The organism is Chitinophaga chungangae, assembly GCF_017742215.1.
In the GTDB taxonomy this organism is placed as follows: domain Bacteria; phylum Bacteroidota; class Bacteroidia; order Chitinophagales; family Chitinophagaceae; genus Chitinophaga; species Chitinophaga chungangae.
Map to the genome: position 1 here is coordinate 251,316 of NZ_JAGHKP010000004.1, position 18,583 is coordinate 269,898.

Here is an 18,583-nt window from a genome sequence, read left to right on the forward strand (position 1 = left end):
TCCCAATCTCCCCATTCAAAACGGCGACGGACTGGTTGCCGTCCAGCCTCCGTCTATCACAAGGCTTTGGCCGGTAATATGCCTCGCCTTATCCGATACAAGGAACAGGACCGCATCGGCGATATCCCCGACTGTTGCAGGCCTGCCCATTGGCGTTATTTGCGACCATACCGATGCGTAATTCGGATCGCTTTCCGTTCTTTCGGTGAGGGTGGCGCCTGGGGCCACCGTATTGACGGTGATGCCGTATTGAGATATTTCAACTACCAGGTTTTTGGCCAGCATTTCCAATGCGGCCTTCGTCATCGAATACGCGGCAAGATCCTTGTGCGCCTGGTGACCTGTTACAGATGACGTGAAAAGTAAAGCGCCCCCGGTGCCCTGCTGCCTGATCTGCCGAGATGCCGCCTGGGCAAGAAAAAAAGTACCCGCAATATTCAGATGAAGCACGCGGTAAAGCGAATCTGCCGGATATGAAAGGAAATCGCCGAACAAAGTGATACCGGCGTTGGCAATAACGATATCAAGATGACCGGTTTCGGCCACGGATTGCTGAACGAGCTTGTTGACGAAGCTTATATCACCGCAATCTCCCGGTACGGAAATACAGTTTCCATATTCCGTCCTTATCTTATCCGCCGCCTTTTGGGAAAGGTCTTTGTCAATGTCGTTCAGCAATACGGTTGCGCCGTGTTTCGCAAGTTGCCGGCAGATCTCAAATCCAATTCCCTGGCCTGCCCCTGTTACGATCGCTGTTTTATTCCGGAAATCCATCGTGGTTGAAACGTTTGTTGATGAAAAGATATTAATGAGAATCTCTTGAAACATCGCTGCCGGAGCCGCCTTTCAGGAAATCGAAATCGGCTCCCTTGTCGGCCTGTTCAACGTGATCGACATATAACCGTGCATAACCCCTGGTGAAAGGATTCCTGAACGCAGCGCGGTTCACTTTCCGGCGGTCAAGCTCCGCCTCGCCCACCAGGAGGTTTAATACTCTTTTTTCGACATCCAGCTCGATCATGTCCCCGTTTTCAATCAGCGAAAAAGTTCCGTTCTCAGCTGCTTCGGGCGATACATGGAGCACTACCGTTCCGAACCCGGTCCCGCTCATCCTTCCGTCCGATATCCGGACCATATCTGTTATTCCCCTGGCCAGGAGTTTGGTTGGAAGCCCCATGTTCCCAACTTCAGGCATCCCGGGATAACCTTTCGGGCCAGCGTTTTTGAGCACCAGCACACTGTTTTCATCAGCTTCCAGCAGCGGATCATTGATCCTGGCCTTGTAGTCTTCGATATTCTCAAACACAACGGCCTTTCCTGTATGTTTCATCAAATGAGGGCTGGCGGCCGATGGTTTGATCACGCTTCCGTTTTCACAAAGATTTCCTTTTAATACAACGATGCCGGACCGTTTATTTACAGGTTGGTCAACAGGCGCGATAACATCGTTATTCCAGCTTTTTGTTTTTTGGATATTTTCCGAGAGCTTTTTGCCATTTGCGGTCAGGCAATCGGTATGCAGGTGGTTTTCTATTTGTTTCATCACTGCAGGCAATCCCCCGGCATAGTAGAAATCCTCCATGAAATATTTTCCCGATGGCTGAATGTTGGCTATGAGCGGGATATTCCTGGAAAATATGTCCATATCTTCCAGCGTTAACGGTACGCCTATTCTGCCGGCGATAGCGAGCAGGTGAATGACAAAATTGGTAGACCCGCCGATAGCCGCATTTACACGGATGGCATTTTCGAAAGCGTACCGGGTCAATAAGTCCGATAACTTCAGATCTTCTCTTACCATTTCCACAATCCTTTTGCCGGACAGTTGCGCAAGTACTTTCCTGTTTGCATCCACGGCGGGAATGGCGGCATTTCCCGGAAGTGATAATCCAAGCGCTTCCACCATGCAGGCCATCGACGAAGCGGTGCCCATTACGGCACAATGCCCGCGGCTTCTGCACATTCCGGCTTCGGCCATGTTCAATTCTTCTTCGCTCATGATCCCCGAGCGAACGTCTTCGGAGAAACGCCAAAGATCGCTTGTTCCAATATCCTGGTTCCTGAATTTGCCGGTCAGCATGGCGCCGCCAGATACCACGATCGTTGGAATATCCACGCTGCATGCGCCCATCACAAGAGAGGGCGTCGTTTTGTCACAGCCGCACATCAATACAACGCCATCCAGCGGATTGGCGCGGATCGATTCTTCCACATCCATGCTCGCCAGGTTGCGGTATAACATCGCCGTGGGTTTAATAAGAGTTTCGCCGAGCGACATCACCGGGAACTCAAGCGGCAGTCCTCCCGCCTCAATAACGCCCCTTTTGACGGCTTCAGCCAGCTCTTTGAAATGAGCATTGCAGGGTGTCAGTTCAGACCAGGTGTTGCATATGCCGATAACCGGTTTCCCCCTGAACTCATAATCAGGGATTCCCTGGTTTTTCATCCATGCGCGGTAGATAAAACCATCCTTGCCTTTTTTCCCAAACCAGTTTTGACTTCGCAGATCTTTTTTCATAATGCTTTTGCAGGATCGATAAATTTTTTTTCTTACTGAAGATAGTTTGCTGAAATGTAACAATGGCACTTTCAGCTTCATATAAATTTTCTTTACTCCTTCCCAAGCATGGGAAACAACCGCCGGATCTCTTCTTCCGAAGGTTGCGTACCATATTCACACAACTCAAAAGCTTCTGCATACTTCGCTGATTCGGCCTGGCGGGCCCCGTACCATTTTACGAGGCCGGCTCTTACCGTGGAATCCATAGACGGAAACCTTGTGTTTTTTATCCAGTTTTTACGCTCCTGTTTATCTTTCGGTATTTCACCCTTGTAGCCGGACACCCAGGGCAGCCACTCGTAAAACTGGGATTCATGCGCGTCCAGCGCATCGATCTTTTTATCGATGACCTGTGTAATATCCACGCATACGTCGGGCTGAAACGGAGTGGGTTTGGTAAAACGATCCTGGAAATACAAAAACACGGGGTTTTTGGTGAGGGGTGGAACGTCTGCCGCGATATTGGGTACCATCACCATAAAAGCCGCATCCTGCACTAAGATGCCTGCATAACGGTGATCCGGGTGATAATCCACCGGCCGGTGCGAGATCACCACATCCGCCTTCCAGGTGCGGATCTGCCGGATGAGCTCAAGCCGGACTTCCAGCGTGGGCATCAATTCACCGTCGTGGGTATTCAGAACTTCGTACGTGATGCCAAGCCGTTTAGCCGCCTCTGCTGCTTCCGCCTTCCGTCTTTTCGCCAATGCGCCTCCTCCCTGTTCCATATGACCTGCATCGCCGTTGGTCACTGAAATGAATTTGACCTGGTGGCCGGCCCGGGCAAACAGCGCAGCCGTTCCTCCGCTTCTGATATCGCAATCATCGGGATGAGCCCCGATCATAACAATACGCAAAGGCGGTTGCTGTGCCTTGGCAAAATAAGAACAGCAGCTTAACAGGATTGCAGAAAACAGGTGTTTCATACGATTCAGATTTTCATGTTTATGTATCAGGATAAAAAAAGCAACGCGCCGTCACGGAAAAAGATTTGTTTTATGAAGACGGTCAAATCCACGTAGCATTGGTGAATGCCGGCATACTGGCGTGTAAAAAGTAAAATACTATTTTTTTAGGGTTATTTGCATCGGCCAATAACGCTAAAACATTCAGAGAAAAAAAATTTGGATGTTATTTTTTAATATTCTACTTTCATTATCGAAGCGAAAGCTCCTTTTTTTATATCCACGTGCTTAAACGATTAAGCGTTATGAAAGAACCGGACCTGTAAAAGGGCGGGAAGGAGAACATTTGCGCAGCGCAAAGCCAACAGAACATTCCACGGGGCGATTTACCACGTATGAAAGGACAGGAAGAAAATGCCCGCTCCGCATTCACCAAATACGAACCATTGGTACTATATGTTGAAGTCAAATAAGAACCGCCGCCATTTTCTGAAGAATTTTGCATTAGGCTGCATTGGCGCCACCGCGCTTCCCGCCGTTACTGCCGCAAAAGGCACGGAAGCGGGGGATAATACAGCTGCCGGCAATGCCCCGGGCGGCCGTGATTTTAACGGGAGTTACAAAGGAAAATATATTAACCGCGTGGCTTTTCCCATCGGCGGCATTGGTGCGGGCATGTTCTGTATTGAAGGTACCGGCGCTATTTCCCACATGTCTGTCCGCCACAATCCCGAGATGTTTTTTGAACCGGCCATGTTTGCGGCCATCAGCATAAAAGGAATGCCGGACGGCGCAAGAGTGCTGGAGCAACAGGTTCCCGGATGGAAGAAGTTCGGGCAGCGCGATGCGGGCCTGGGCGGTACGGGCGGCGCTACATGGGGACTGCCGAGGTTTGAGGAAGCGGAGTTCAAAGCACGTTTCCCTTTTGCGGAGATCTCGCTCAAAGACCCGGCCGTGCCGCTGGCCGTGAGCATAAAAGGATGGAGCCCGTTTGTGCCGGCGGACGAAGATAATTCCAGCCTGCCCGTGGGCGCGTTGGAGTACGAGTTCACCAACACCGGCAAATCCGCGCAGGAATTTGTGTTCTCCTACAACGCCCGCAACTTCATGCGGCAGGGAGACGCAGGGAATCATATCGGCGAACGGCAGAACGGATTTATTTTATCGCAGGATGCCCTTGCCGACGCCCCTGAAAAACAAGGCCACTTTGCGATCTTCACTACAGACGATGCAGCGGTAACGGACCATTGCTGGTTCAGGGGCGGTTGGTTCGATCCTTTGTCCATGACGTGGAATACCATTAAAGCAGCGGAAATAAAAAACAACCCGCCTGTTGAAAAAGATGCGCCGGGCGCGTCGCTTTTTGTGCCGTTCCGGCTCGGGCCGAAGGAGAAAAAAACAATTCGCTTGATGATGGCCTGGTATGTGCCCGATTCAAAGCTGCGCATCGGTGATGATGCCAGCGGCGATCGTCCCGGGCAGCCGCGGTTTCACCGCCCCTGGTACAGCAGCCGGTTTAAAAACATCGGCGAAGTGGCGGATTATTGGAAAAACAATTACGATGATCTTCACCAAAAAACATCGCTCTTTACCGAAGCGTTCTATAAAAGCACTTTGCCCCCGGAAGTGACAGAAGCGGTCGCCGCCAATCTTACCATCCTCAAATCCGCTACCGTAATGCGCCAGTTCGACGGCCGCTTCTGGTGCTGGGAGGGCTGCGGCGACAACTGGGGCAGTTGCCACGGTTCCTGCACGCATGTATGGAATTACGCGCAGGCGGTGCCCCACCTGTTTCCCGCATTGGAAAGAAGCCTTCGCAATACAGAGTTCCGGGAAAACCAGAATGCGGACGGGCACCAGGGTTTCCGCGCGAATATTCCCATTTCCCCGCTGGTGCACAACTTTCATGCGGCGGCAGACGGGCAGCTGGGCGGTATCATGAAAGTATACCGGGAATGGCGCATCAGCGGCGACAACGACTGGCTGAAAAACATTTTCCCCGCCGTTAAAACCAGCATGGACTATTGTATCCGTACCTGGGACCCGCGCCGGACAGGCGTGGTGGAAGAACCGCATCATAACACGTACGACATCGAGTTCTGGGGGCCAACCGGAATGTGTACCAGCTTCTATCTCGGCGCGCTGAAAGCTTTCTCGCTCATGGGCAAACATCTCGGCATCGATGTAAAAGACTACGAAGCCCTGTACGATAACGGGAAAAAATTCCTCGAAACAACGCTCTTCAACGGCGAATACTTCATTCAAAAAATACAATGGACGGGATTGAACGCTCCCGATCCGGCAAAAGCGCAATCGTTCCACACCCACTATTCAGAAGAAGCCCAACGCCTGCTCAAAGCGGAAGGCCCCAAGTACCAGTATGGCGAAGGTTGTTTGTCCGACGGGATACTCGGTTCCTGGATCGCCCGCGTTTGCGGCATGGACGAACCGGTGGACGCCGCCAAAACAAAAAGCCACTTGCTCGCGGTGCACAAATACAATCTTAAAAAAGACCTGGGCGCGCATGCCAACCCGCAACGCCCCACCTTCGCGCTGGGCAATGAAGGCGGGCTCCTGCTCTGCTCATGGCCGAAAGGCGGGATGCTGTCGCTGCCGTTTGTTTACAGCAACGAAGTGTGGACGGGCATTGAATACCAGGTCGCTTCCCACCTGATGTTCATGGGCGAAGTGGAAAAAGGCCTCGAGATCGTGCGCGCCTGCCGCGGCCGCTACGACGGCTCCGTGCGCAACCCGTTCAACGAATACGAATGCGGCCACTGGTACGCCAGGGCCATGAGCAGTTACGGGATGCTGCAGGGCCTCACCGGCGTGCGTTACGACGCGGTGGACGGTACGCTTTTTATTGATTCCAAAGTAGGGGACTTCACCAGTTTTATTTCCACGGAAAAAGGTTTTGGCACCGTCAGCCTGCGCAACGGCAAACCTTCGCTGCAGGTGGCATACGGCGCCATCCCGGTAAAACGGGTTAACGTATCAGGTAAAATAACGCAACCAGGATAATCAGCCAGGATCAACACACAACAGCCAAAACAAAATTTTTTGCACATAATGCTTAAACGTTTAAGCTTTTTGCCTATGAATTCATTTATTCCTTTCACCAATTTTAAAACCAATATCATGTTCAAACGATGCTTACCAAAAACAGGAAAATTCCGGTGGGTTTTCTTCCTGTTGCTGTACTGTTTGGTAGCTGCCGGATCGATGGCGCAGGCGGACAATAACAGGAACGGCGCACAGGCACGCCAGTCGGGAATCAAGATCGTGGGAGTAATATCAAGCCAGCGGGGAGAACGCCTTCCCGGCGTTACCGTGAATGAAACCGGCACCAACAATTTCGCATTGTCCGGCGAAACCGGGGAATACGCCATCTTTGTGCTGAACCGGAATGCACGGCTTACCTTCCATTTCATGGGATATAAATCCGTTACCGTCCCCGTCGGGCAAAAAGATATACTGGACGCCATATTGCAGGATAGCGTTACGGCCATGAATGAAGTGATCGTGGTCGGTTTCGGCACACAGAAAAAAGCTTCCGTGGTGGGAGCCATCAGCACGGTAAAACCCGCCCAGCTGCAGTTAACGCCCAACAGGTCGATCAGCAACAACCTCGCGGGCATGGTGCCCGGTATTATCGCTGTACAGCGCAGCGGCGACCCATGGTCCAACAACTCCGATTTCTGGATCCGCGGCATCAGCACGTTTGGCGGCAACTCCAGGCCGCTGGTGTTGGTAGATGGTGTGGAACGCAGCCTGAACGATATAGACCCGGAAGAAATTGAATCTTTTTCCGTATTAAAAGATGCGGCCGCAAGCGCCGTGTATGGCGTGCGCGGCGCCAACGGGGTGATCATGATCAACACCAAACGCGGTAAAATGGGGCCGCCGCAGGTCAGCTTCCGTTTCGAAAGGGCCACCACCTCCCTCACGCAGGTGCCGGAATACATCGGCGCGGTGAAGTACCTGGAACTGATGAACGAGATCTACGCCGACGCAGGCAGGCCGCCTTTTAAGCCGGACGATATCCTGCAGAAATACCGCGATCAGTCGGACCCCGAACTATACCCCGATATCAACTGGTGGAAAGTGGTGGCGAAAGACCATGCCAGTAACATGCGGGCCAACCTGAACCTGAACGGGGGCAATAATTTTTTACGGTACGCGCTGGAGCTGGGCTACTTCAACGAAGACGGCCTCATTCGCAGAGATCCCGAGCAGGCATGGAATTCCGGGTTGAAGGTGGACCGCTACAACGTACGTTCCAACGTTGACCTGAACGTAACACCCACCACGGTGTTGCGCGTGAACCTGGGCGGTTACCTGCAAACCCGCAACGGGCCTCCCGGCGATGCCAACGAAACCAATTTCGGCATCTTTTACCAGGCTTCGCGTATTCCTCCCTTTGTGCATCCGCCCCAATACGAAAACGGGGCGCTGCCTCGTGTGGACTTCCGCGAAAACCCCTGGGCCTGGGCCACGCAAAGAGGGTATGAGCGCTGGAACATCTACCAGCTGCAATCCACTACCGCTATCGAACAAGACCTGAAAGGGATCACGCCCGGGTTGAAAGCCAAACTGACCTTCGCTTTCGATAAATTTTCCGGGAACTCGGTGAGAAGAAGCAAAGACCCGGATTATTACAAACCCGCCGCCGGAAGGAACGCCGATGGCAGCCTGGCGCTGGAAATACAAAGCCATGGCCAGCAGTATCTCGGTTTTGAAAGGAACAGCCAGTGGGGCGACCAGGCGGTTTACCTGGAAGGAATGGTGTCTTACGCCAAAGTGCTGAACGAAAAACATGATATCAACACCATGTTCCTGTACAACCAGCGGAATTACGACCGGGGAGATAACCTGCCGTACCGCAACCAGGGTATTGCGGGGCGGTTTTCTTATACCTATGGCAGCCGTTATATCGCCGAGTTTAATTTCGGTTACAACGGGTCCGAGAATTTTGAGCGGGGAAAACGGTTCGGGTTCTTCCCCGCTGCAGCTCTCGGCTGGATCGTGTCGCAGGAAAAATTCATGATGCCGCTCAGGGACGTGATCTCCAACCTGAAGTTCAGGGGTTCCTGGGGTAAAGCGGGCAACAGTGTTTTAGGACAGAACATCGGGGACAGGAGATTTGCCTACATTTCTACCATCGCCGATTTTAGTTATTACCGCTGGGGGGTAGATAATGATATTTACCGCCTGGGAAGGGCGGAAGGAGATGTGGGCGTACCGGGCTTGACCTGGGAAACGGTGACCAAACGCGACCTGGGGATGGAGCTCGGGCTTTTTAAAGGCGCCATCAATTTGAATGTGGACTTCTTCTGGGAGAATCGTGAAGACATCTTCATGCAACGGAACAATATTCCGGGGTCCGCGGGTTTCAACAGGCCCGTGTGGGCGAATTTTGGAAAGGTGGAGAACAAGGGTGTTGAGCTGTCGCTGAACGTGGAGAAGAATTTTTCAAAAGACTGGTCGGTAACTGCGATGGGAAACTATACCTACGCACATAACAAAAGAACGGAGATCGACGAACCGCTGGCTGTTTTAGGCACTCACCGCTCAGCAACCGGCACGCCGGTAGGTCAGCTCTTCGGCTTGATATCCCAGGGCCTGTTCACCGATGGTGATTTTGACGCCAACGGCCAGTTAAAACCGGGAATTCCAAGCCAGTCATTCAGCCAGGTGTTAAGACCGGGCGACATCCGGTACCGCGACATGAATGGGGACAACGTGATCAACGACCTGGACAGAACGGCCATCGGCGGCACCCGTATGCCGGAGGTCATTTACGGATTTGGAGCCACCATCCGCTATAAGCTCGTAGACGTTGGGTTCTTTTTCCAGGGAGCCGGTAAAACCTGGCAGGTGCTGAGCGGGGAAAACTGGATGCCCGGAACGGCGCTCGGCGCCACCGGCAATATTTACAGCAACATCGACGACCGCTGGACGCCGAAAGTGCCCAGGCAGGACGTGTTCTGGCCCCGGCTTACCTACGGCGTGAACGCCAATAACGAACAGGCTTCCACCTGGTGGCTGAAAGATATGAGCTTCCTGCGGCTGAAGAACGTGGAAGTGGGCGTTACGCTCCCGGAACAATGGAGCAGGCGCGCGTCCATCAGCAACTTCAGGATTTTCGCAAGGGCTGCCAATATCCTCACGCTGTCTGATTTCAAACTATGGGACCCGGAACTGGAAACGACCGACGGGCTGAAATACCCGCTCACGAAATCCGTTTCATTCGGCGTGAATGTAAATTTCAAATGACGCCTTCGGCACAGCGAAAGTTCTCAATTAAATCTTCAGTAATGAAAACGAACAAAATATTCATAATGATAACGGTCCTGCTGCTGGTAACAACAGCCGGCTGTAAAAAATTCCTCGATAAAATGCCGGACGACCAGCTGACGATGGACGCGATCTTTAACGACAAGATCCGTACGGAAGACTGGCTGGCAGGCGTGTATTCCGGTATACCCAGCCCCATCTGGGGTTATTTTAAGGACCAGGGATTTAATATCATGGGCGATGATATGACCATCCCTGCAGAGTGGGCGCCCTTTGGCTGGAGAAACGTGTACGCCTATACGGTGGGCGACTGGAACCCCGGCTCGGCATGGAACCCGTACTATTGGGTGGAGCTGCCCAAACGCATCCGTTCCGCGCTCATTTTTCAGCAGCAGGTGAAGCCGCTTCCGGGAGTGAGCGACGCAGACGTGGAGAACATGAAAGCCCAGTGCCGCTTCCTGATCGCTTATTATTATGCTTTGATGATCGAACTGTATGGCCCTATCCCGTTCAGGCCGGGCATTATAGAAAGCGTGGATGCGCCGGCTTCGGAACTGATGACCACCCAGTCGCCTTACGATGAGGTAGTGGATTGGATCGATAAGGAACTGAAAGAAGTAGCGGGAAAACTGCCGGCGGAATATGCGCCCGCTATTTACGGAAGCGCGCACGACTGGGGAAAAGCAACGTCGATCATGTGTCTCGCCATCAGGGCGAGGGTGCTGCTTTTTGCCGCAAGCCCGTTGTTCAACGGCAACGCAGATCTGAAAGACTGGAAAAATAAAAACGGCGACAACATGTTTAACCCCGCATACGACCCCAATAAGTGGAAACGCGCGGCGGATGCATGCAAAGAACTGGTGGACGCCGCCGAAGCCGCGGGCTACCGGTTGTATACGGAGAATAATACCGATGGGACCGTAGATCCGTTCATGTCGTATTACAACATGTCGCTGAAAAAATTTTCCGAAGGCAACAGGGAAATTATTTTCGGAAGGCCGGACAATCCTGATATCAACGGCTGGGAAGCGCATCACCTGCCTATCGGGATAGGCGGCAATGGCGGCCTCGGCGTTACCCAGGAACTGGTTGACGCATTTTATATGAAAAACGGCCTGCCTATTACAGATGCGGCTTCGGGGTATACGGAAAAAGGTTTTGCAGCGGATATGGAAAAAAGAAATACAAGATGGCCGGGCGGCGGCCCGGAAGTAGGGACCGTTACGCTGCCGGGCACTTTTAACATGTATTGCAACCGCGAGCCTCGCTTTTACGTATCGGTGATTTTTGACGGGGCATGGCTGGGCGTAGACAGGCGCAAAGCGGAGTTTGTGCAGGGCGGAAGGGATACCCGTTTTTCGTTTGACGCGCCGCAGAACGGTTATAATGTACGGAAAAGGATCAACCTCGACGTATTCCCCAGGGAAGGAAGGTTCAATTATCAGCCCGGGATCATCTACCGCTTGGCGGAGGCTTATCTCAGTTACGCCGAAGCATTGAACGAATCGGCGCCGGGCGATCCCGATATCCTGAAATACCTCAATAAGGTCCGGGAAAGAGCCGGCATTCCTCCTGTTGCGGCGGGAAAACCGCAGGACGAAATGCGCAGGATCATCAGAACGGAACGGAGGATCGAATTTAATTGTGAAGGCATCCGCTTCCACGACATCCGCCGTTGGAAAGCAGGAGAAGAGTTTTTGAACAGGGGGCTTTACGGCATGAATTTCAGCGGGAACGAAAGAAGCGACGATCCCGCTAATCCCAATGCGTTTTTTAAACGCACGTTTTACAAAAACAAAATATTCACAAAGAAAATGTATCTATGGCCGGTGCCGCAGGCGCAGATGGACATCAATCCCAACCTGGTACAGGCCCCGGGGTATTAATGCATCCCGGCAGGAAAAAATAATACAAACGGGAAACTATGGATAACAACAAAAGCGCACGGATAATTACATCCGTGCGCAGGTATTTTCTGACGGCGGCTATGCTGGCAGGCATGCAGCTGGCCGCCGCCGGGCAGGCAAACGACTGGGTCCGCCGGGACAGTACGGTGTGGGGCATCCGCAACGGCATGGTGGTAGGCTTGTGGCCCGCCGCCATCGAAAACCTGAAACAGGGCGCCAATGGCGGCCCGCGGGGGCTGTTCAGGATCGGGTACGAGTATATGGGCATCGTGTACCATATCAACTACATCGCGGTGGAACCGGTGGTGAACGGGCGGATCGAGTTCAGCGAAATTTCGCCTTCCGCTTCAGACGGGAAGTGGGGGAAACTGATGTGGGTCAGCGACACTTTCAATACAGCCGACGCGGTGGGGATGTACGTGCAGATCGAAAAGTTCGCCAACGGCGCGCATCCTTACCTGAAGCTGAGCATTTCCAGGAACAGGCCGGAGGAATTGTGCATCGAGGTGTTCCATCATCCTGACAGCGCGCCGATGGAACGGTGCGGCATTACCGCCACCATGGGCAATTATTCCCGGCTCAGGAAATTGTACCTCAAAGATTCCGTGGTTAATTCGCGGGTATTGTATGCGGGGTACAACGGCATCGGTTTTATTGAAAAAGCGCCATACTCCGCCGGTAACATAAGGGTCGATCAACACGGCGACTTCATCGTGGCCGCCACGCCCGACGAATCGTTCGCCGAACTGGCAGCATGGCCGCAGCAGCCGGCATATTGGATGCGGTGGAACTGGCGGTACCGGCCCTTTTATATGCTCACGCAATATTGGCGGAAAGAAAAGAACGGGGCGGACGTTACGCTCCAGGTGCGGGTGAATGGCCGCGCGAAGTATTGGAACGGCGGCGGGAAAGATCCAAAAAACTACATCGATATACCGGGCGGCCCTTCGTTCGAAAATTTCGAGCTGCGCGAAAAGTATGTACCCGGCCAGCGTTTTTATTTCGGCCTTACCCGTAAAACGGCGGAAGAACTGCTTTCTCTTTAATGAGAAGGCAGTTCTTTTACCTGCGCCGGCAGTGAATGCCGCCAGGCGTAATACAATACGACCGCAAAACAAACCAGCGGTACCACATAGGCCAGCTGCACATTGTAATAATAAGCGGTAGCGCCCAATCCCAGCGGCACCAGCGCGCCGCCCACGATAGACATCACGAGGAATGCCGACGCCGTTTTCGTTTCGTTGCCCAGGTCTTTGATCGCCATCGAAAAAATGGTGGGGAACATGATGGACATAAAAAACTCTACCGCCAGCAGGAAATAAACGCCCACTATGCCGCCCTGCAATACGCAGTATGCCAGCAGCAATACACTGGCGCCGCTATAGATCATCAGCAATATGCGGGGAGATATTTTCCGCATCAGCAGGGTGCCCGCGTAGCGGCCCAGCATAAAACAAAGCAGCAGCATGCCCAGGAAAGTGGTGGCTTCCGTTTCAGGCATGCCGGCGCTGAACCCCGCATACCGGATAAAAAAACTGGAAATGCATACCTGCGCTCCTACGTAAGCAAACTGCGCAATTACGCCCCAGCGGAAATGTACGTGGCGGAATACGCGCAGGTTCAGGCTGAGGTTGCTGCCATGTTCTTCCTGCACTTTTGGAAAATGGACGAGGCGGAAAATGAGCGCCACCACCAGCAACGTGCCTGCAATCACGAGGTAAGGCGCCTGCACGGACCTCGCTTCGTCCAGCAGGTAATTATTCAGCGCTTCGGGGCTCATGGCGTTTAATTGGTCTGCGCTGTATTCTTTGCCGGACAGGATCACCTTGCTCAGGAAAAACGCCGCCACAAAAGCGCCCAGCCCATTAAAAGCCTGCGCGAAGTTGAGGCGCGGCACGGAAGTTTCTTTCGGCCCGATCACGGTAATGTAAGGATTGGCGGCCGTTTCGAGAAAGGTCATGCCAGCCGCCACCAGGAACAGCGCGAACAGGAACAGGCCGAAAGACCGCAGTTCCGCTGCGGGAAAAAACAGCACGGCGCCGGCAGCCGCTATCAGCAGCCCGGTGATGATCCCGGTTTTGTAACTCCATTTCCGCATCACCCATGCCGCGGGCAGCGCAAAAAAGAAATAACTCACCCAATACGCGGAATCGATGAAAGCGGACTGAAAATCGTTCAGCTGGCAGGCTTTCCGCAGGTGGGGGATCAGCACGGGTATCAGGTTGCCGGTGAGCGCCCATAAAAAGAACAGGCTCACCACCAGCACGAAAGTCAGCTTCATAGCGCTGCTGCGTGGCGCCAGCGTGTCGTTTTTCATTTCAAGTGTGGAATTCATAACGGCGTTTTAATGCATGGTCTGTACTTCGTTGATCAGCGTGCCGATATGGTCGATGCTGATCTCTACGCGGTCGTTGTCCTGCAGCGTGAAACTGTTCTCAGGCACGAGGCAGGTGCCGGTCATCAGGTAACAGCCGTCTGGAAATGCACATCCCCTGAAAAGATAGTCCACCAATTCCTGGTGGCTGCGCTTCATCTGGCTGATGGTCACACTGTCTGCATACTGCTGCGTTTCGCCGCGGTAGATGGCCATGCGGATGAGCGTATCGGGCGGTATGGGCGTATCCGTTACCAGCAGGCAGGGCCCCAGCCCCGCGCATTTTTCATATACTTTCGCCTGCGGCAGGTAAAGCGGGTTTTCACCTTCAATGCTGCGTGAGCTCATATCGTTACCTACGGTATATCCTTCAATGGTGCCATGGCTGCTCACAAAAAGCGTCAGTTCGGGCTCGGGCACGTCCCACGATGAATCTTCGCGGATGTACACGGTTTGTTTGTGGCCGGATACCCGGCCCGGTGTGGCCTTGAAAAAAAGCTCGGGCCTTTCCGCAACGTATACTTTATCGTAAAATGTAGCGCCCCCGGCATCTTCTGATTCTTCCATCCGGGCGGTGCGGCTGCGGAAGTAGGTAACGCCCGCCGCCCATACTTCCTGCGAAGCGATCGGCGCTTCCAGGCTGCCCGCGATGATCTTTTCCGCGGCGGTTTTGTCCATAGGTGTTTTGCCGGCCAGGTCTGTTAAAATCAATTGATAGAGCCCTTTCCTGTTTACGAAACTGTTCCAGTCAGCAGGAAATGAATAGTACTGTTCCTGGTGAAAGACAAGAAGCAGGCCCGGTGTTTTATAAATGCGGATGGTATTCATGGAAGATCATTTTATTTGGAGGAATTGTTGAACGTCATTGATGGGCAATTGCCACAGTTGCGTTGCGAGCGTTTGCAGGGCTTCCCGGCTGCCTTCGAAATGCATGGTCACCTGCCGGTAGGTGAGCGAATCCCCGGGTTTTAGCGCCCGCGCGTCCGACGAAGATTCTACTTCATAAAACGGCCCCATCTGCGAACCGTCTGCCAGCGGCCCGTCGTTGTAACAGTTTACCGCATCGCCTTTATAAGGTTCTTTCTGCAATTCCCATTTGGAGTTCACATAACGGCCATCGGGCACGACGTCGTAGAAAAGTACGGTGAGGGTGTTGTTGTCCAGGTCTATGCTGCCCGCGCCGGATTTGGCCACCAGCGGCGAGAGGCCCAGTTTTCCGCGTGCCTTGCCGTCTGCGCGGAACAATAACAGGCTGTCTTTTACCAGCAGGTTTTGTGAAGGGATCTTTCCGAAATAGTCGTCGGTAATAAATTTCCGCGCTTGGGGAATGTTTTTGAACGGCGCTATCACAGCGGTTTGTGGAGAGGGTTTGAACATGCCGAGCAACCAGATGCTGAGCAGGCCGCTTTCTTCCCGCCATGCGCTGTCGCCGGTATTGGTGAGTACATTTTCCGTTTCATACGCTACGCTTTTGATTCCTTCCGGCAATGCGGCGTTGATGCGGGATGCAATAGCGTCATTGTTCAGCAGGCGGATGGTGCGCGTAATGCCGAGCCGGAATGTGGCGCCTGAATAATTTTGCACGCTGCCCGCATACTGATAAGTGACTTCTCCCGCGGATCGGGATTGTACCTTGTAATGTGCAGTGTCAATCAATCCCGGCGTTTGCCAGTTGTCGAAATCGAAAGGTTTGCCTGGAGGAAAGAAGACGGAATATTGCCCGCCTTCGGGGCCGAGCCAGAACCTTTCTTCACCGCCAAATGCATTGATATGAGGGCCGAGTTTGCCCGAAGCGACGAGCCCGTAATTGATCCAGCCAAAGCTCTTACCGGCGTGGCCGCCGGCGGTGCTCGTCATTACACGCGCCTGGTAATCGCCGGTTACGACTACGCGGCTGCTGTCCTGGCTGCTTTGCAACACCACCACATTCTGCAGGTGTTTTTGCAGGAAAACCACGTCTTCGCCGAAATTGCCCGGCGGCGTATCTTTTTTTTCCGCCGTTTCGTTACAAGCGATGGCGCCTGCCAGGAGGCAGCCTGCAAGGATGTTCAATTTCATAACTAAGGAATTAATCTGGTATAAATTGTTTGCTGTTTTAAAGGGATACGCCTCTTTTCCAGGGGATAAAATCATCCTGCTCCAGCACCTGCGCTTTGACGGTATACGCGCCGCTTGCCGTGTCGATCACCATTTCCATGATGCGGGCGGCCACTTCACCGATCGATTCTTCGCCGCTGATGATGCTGCCGGTATCCAGGTCGATGATATCGTTCATTTTATTGGCGAGTTTGGTATTGGTGGAAAGTTTGAGCACGGGTGTTACGGGATTGCCGGTAGGTGTGCCGAGCCCGGTGGTGAAAAGCACGATGTTGGCGCCCGCGCCTACTTCGGCGGTGGTGGATTCTACATCGCTGCCGGGCGTGCATAGCAGCGTGAGGCCGGGTTGTGTTACGCGGCCGGGATAATCGATCACGTCCGTTACTGGTGACGAGCCGCCTTTTTTTGCGGCGCCCGCGGATTTGATGGCGTCTGTAATGAGCCCGTCGCGGATGTTGCCCGCGGAAGGATTGGAATCGAACCCCGAGCCGACGGCTTCGGCGCGGGCCGCGTATTCACGCATCAACTGCGTATAACGGTCGGCCAGCATTGTATTCACGCAGCGGTCGCTCAGTTCCTGCTCCACCCCGCAAAGCTCGGGGAATTCGGAAAGGATAACGGACCCGCCGAGTGCGGTTATTATATCCGCTACGCGGCCCACGGCGGGATTGGCGGATATGCCGGAGAAACCGTCTGACCCGCCGCATTCCATGCCGATGATCAGTTTGCTCAGCGGTGCGGGCGACCGCTGTTGTTCGTTGGCTTTAGCGAGACCATCGAAGGTGCGGCGCAGCGCCTGTTCCATCAGGTCTTTTTCAGTACCGATCTGTTGTTGTTCAAGACAGATCACGGGCCTGTCGAAGCCGGGCACTCTTTTTTCTATTTCTTCCCGCAGCATAGCCAGTTGAGCATTCTGGCAACCGAGGCTGAGCACGGTGGCGCCCGCCACGTTGGGATGGGTGATGTACCCGGCCAGCAAGCCGCAGAGCGTGCGTGCGTCCTCTTTTGTACCGCCGCAGCCCAGGGTGTGGCTCAGGAGTTTTATGCCGTCGATGTTGGTAAAAGTGCGCGTCTTCAGCGGCGGCGCCTGTTGCCCGCCGGCGGTTTCGCGCAGCAGCCCGCGCAGCATCGCTTCGTAATCGTTGGGTTTTGCGTAGCCCAGTTCTTTTACCAGCACATTGTGCAACGTTTGTACGTTGCGGTTTTCGCAGAACACCATGGGCACGATCACCCAGTAATTACCGGTGCCCACGCGCCCGTCCTGCCGGTGATAACCCATAAACGTCCGGTTTTCCCATCGTGAAACATCGGGCCGCTCCCATCCCGTATGCCGCTCTTCCTTCACGGTAAAGCTGCCGGAAGCATGGCGTATATTTTTTGTGGTTACCAGTTCGCCCGGCGGCAAGTCTTCGTTGGCAAGCCCCACCAGCACGCCGTACATGATAACGGGACCGTTTTTGGGAATGAATTCGCTGGTCAGTTTATGTTTCGCCGGTACGTCGCGGATGGCGGTGATACCGGCCACCGTAATGCCTGCGGGCAGGTCTTGCAGGGCCGCCCGCACATTGTCTTTAGGATGTATCTGAAGGATCTGTTGGCTCATATGCATGGAGTTGGAATGGTTATTTCAATGCCCGGTCCAGGTGCACATACCCGCCATCTACATGTACCAGCTGGCCGGTGGTGTGGCTGGATTTGGACGACAGCAGGAAAGCGGCTGTCTGCGCGATCTCCCGGGGCGTCGTCATTCGTTTTTCCAGCGGTATGCCGGCGAGTATGCCGGCCAGTTTGTTTTCTTTATCTTCAAAGGTATTGATCCAGCTTTCATAATGCGGCGTCCAGGCCTCGGCCACCACGATGGCGTTCACACGGACGCTAAAAGGCAGCAGCTCCACCGCCCATTCGCGGGTAAGGGCATTGCGCCCGCCGTTCGCTGCCGCGTATGCGGAAGTATTGCCTTGCCCGGTTTCCGCGGTTTTGGAACTGATGTTGACGATGGCGCCTTTGCTCTTTTTCAGGAAGGGCACCGCGTGGTGCGCAATAAGGTAGTAGTGCACGAGGTTCCGGTGCAGCGAGCGCATGAACGCTTCGTACCCGCCGCTTTCCAATCCCACGCCATCGTTGATGCCGGCATTATTGACCAGCCCGTCTATTCTTCCAAACCGGGCCGTAATGGCCTTCACCGCATCGCTGCAGGCTTCGGGCTCCGTAAGCTCGGCGGTTACCTGCCACCCTTTGCCGCCGCTTTGTTCGATATGGGCCAGGTGCCGGAGGTTGTCGCTTTCGCTTCTGTCGATAAGAACGGGGATGGCGCCCTCTTCGGCCAATACCGCCGAAATAGCTGCCCCGATTCCTTTGGCGCCTCCGGTCACGATGATGATCTTGTCTTTTAAACCCAGGTCCATATGTTTATTGTGTTTGAAGATATAGCGATGAACAGAAT

Annotated in this window: 12 protein-coding genes; 4 read left to right on the top strand and 8 right to left on the bottom strand. The window is 53.7% G+C overall.

The window, feature by feature from the left end; genetic code table 11:
• Positions 1–15 precede the first annotated feature (15 nt).
• The 3 genes from J7I43_RS20830 to J7I43_RS20840 form a co-directional block, all read right to left on the bottom strand.
• Entirely contained in the window at positions 16–774 is a 759-nt protein-coding gene (locus tag J7I43_RS20830; RefSeq protein ID WP_209147797.1) for an SDR family NAD(P)-dependent oxidoreductase, read from the bottom strand.
• A gap of 31 nt (positions 775–805) precedes the next feature.
• Positions 806–2,518 (bottom strand): IlvD/Edd family dehydratase, encoded by a 1,713-nt coding sequence (locus tag J7I43_RS20835; protein WP_209147798.1) that lies wholly within the window; start codon positions 2,516–2,518, stop codon positions 806–808.
• A gap of 92 nt (positions 2,519–2,610) precedes the next feature.
• Positions 2,611–3,486, bottom strand: a complete 876-nt coding sequence (locus J7I43_RS20840) for a PIG-L deacetylase family protein (RefSeq protein ID WP_209147799.1) — start codon at positions 3,484–3,486, stop codon at positions 2,611–2,613.
• A gap of 435 nt (positions 3,487–3,921) precedes the next feature.
• Here J7I43_RS20840 and J7I43_RS20845 point away from each other — a divergent pair, with 435 nt between their 5' ends.
• From J7I43_RS20845 to J7I43_RS20860, 4 genes are all read left to right on the top strand, one after another.
• On the top strand, positions 3,922–6,486 hold the full coding sequence (locus J7I43_RS20845) for a GH116 family glycosyl hydrolase (protein ID WP_209147800.1): 2,565 nt from the start codon (positions 3,922–3,924) through the stop codon (positions 6,484–6,486).
• A 117-nt stretch (positions 6,487–6,603) separates the two neighbouring features.
• A complete protein-coding gene (locus J7I43_RS20850; RefSeq protein WP_209147801.1) occupies positions 6,604–9,741 on the top strand; it encodes a SusC/RagA family TonB-linked outer membrane protein in 3,138 nt (1,045 codons plus the stop codon).
• 65 nt (positions 9,742–9,806) lie between these two features.
• On the top strand, positions 9,807–11,648 hold the full coding sequence (locus J7I43_RS20855) for a RagB/SusD family nutrient uptake outer membrane protein (RefSeq protein ID WP_209147802.1): 1,842 nt from the start codon (positions 9,807–9,809) through the stop codon (positions 11,646–11,648).
• Positions 11,649–11,686: 38 nt separating this feature from the next.
• Entirely contained in the window at positions 11,687–12,715 is a 1,029-nt protein-coding gene (locus J7I43_RS20860) for a hypothetical protein (protein ID WP_209147803.1), read from the top strand.
• On the opposite strand, the gene fucP is transcribed toward J7I43_RS20860, so the two are convergent.
• From fucP to J7I43_RS20885, 5 genes are read right to left on the bottom strand one after another with little or no spacing between them, the layout of a single operon-like run.
• A complete protein-coding gene (gene fucP / locus J7I43_RS20865) occupies positions 12,712–14,004 on the bottom strand; it encodes an L-fucose:H+ symporter permease (RefSeq protein WP_209147804.1) in 1,293 nt (430 codons plus the stop codon). The two genes, J7I43_RS20860 and fucP, sit on opposite strands and share 4 nt — an antisense overlap.
• Before the next feature lie 9 nt (positions 14,005–14,013).
• Complete coding sequence (locus J7I43_RS20870) at positions 14,014–14,871, bottom strand: fumarylacetoacetate hydrolase family protein (RefSeq protein ID WP_209147805.1); 858 nt, start codon at positions 14,869–14,871, stop codon at positions 14,014–14,016.
• 6 nt (positions 14,872–14,877) lie between these two features.
• Complete coding sequence (locus tag J7I43_RS20875; protein WP_209147806.1) at positions 14,878–16,101, bottom strand: DUF6786 family protein; 1,224 nt, start codon at positions 16,099–16,101, stop codon at positions 14,878–14,880.
• 37 nt (positions 16,102–16,138) lie between these two features.
• Positions 16,139–17,743: a UxaA family hydrolase gene (locus J7I43_RS20880; protein WP_209147807.1), complete on the bottom strand. Its 1,605-nt coding sequence runs from the start codon at positions 17,741–17,743 to the stop codon at positions 16,139–16,141.
• Positions 17,744–17,762: 19 nt separating this feature from the next.
• The gene (locus tag J7I43_RS20885; RefSeq protein ID WP_209147808.1) at positions 17,763–18,545 is read right to left on the bottom strand and encodes an L-fucose dehydrogenase; all 783 of its coding nucleotides are present in this window, start codon (positions 18,543–18,545) and stop codon (positions 17,763–17,765) included.
• Between the last annotated feature and the right edge of the window lie 38 nt (positions 18,546–18,583).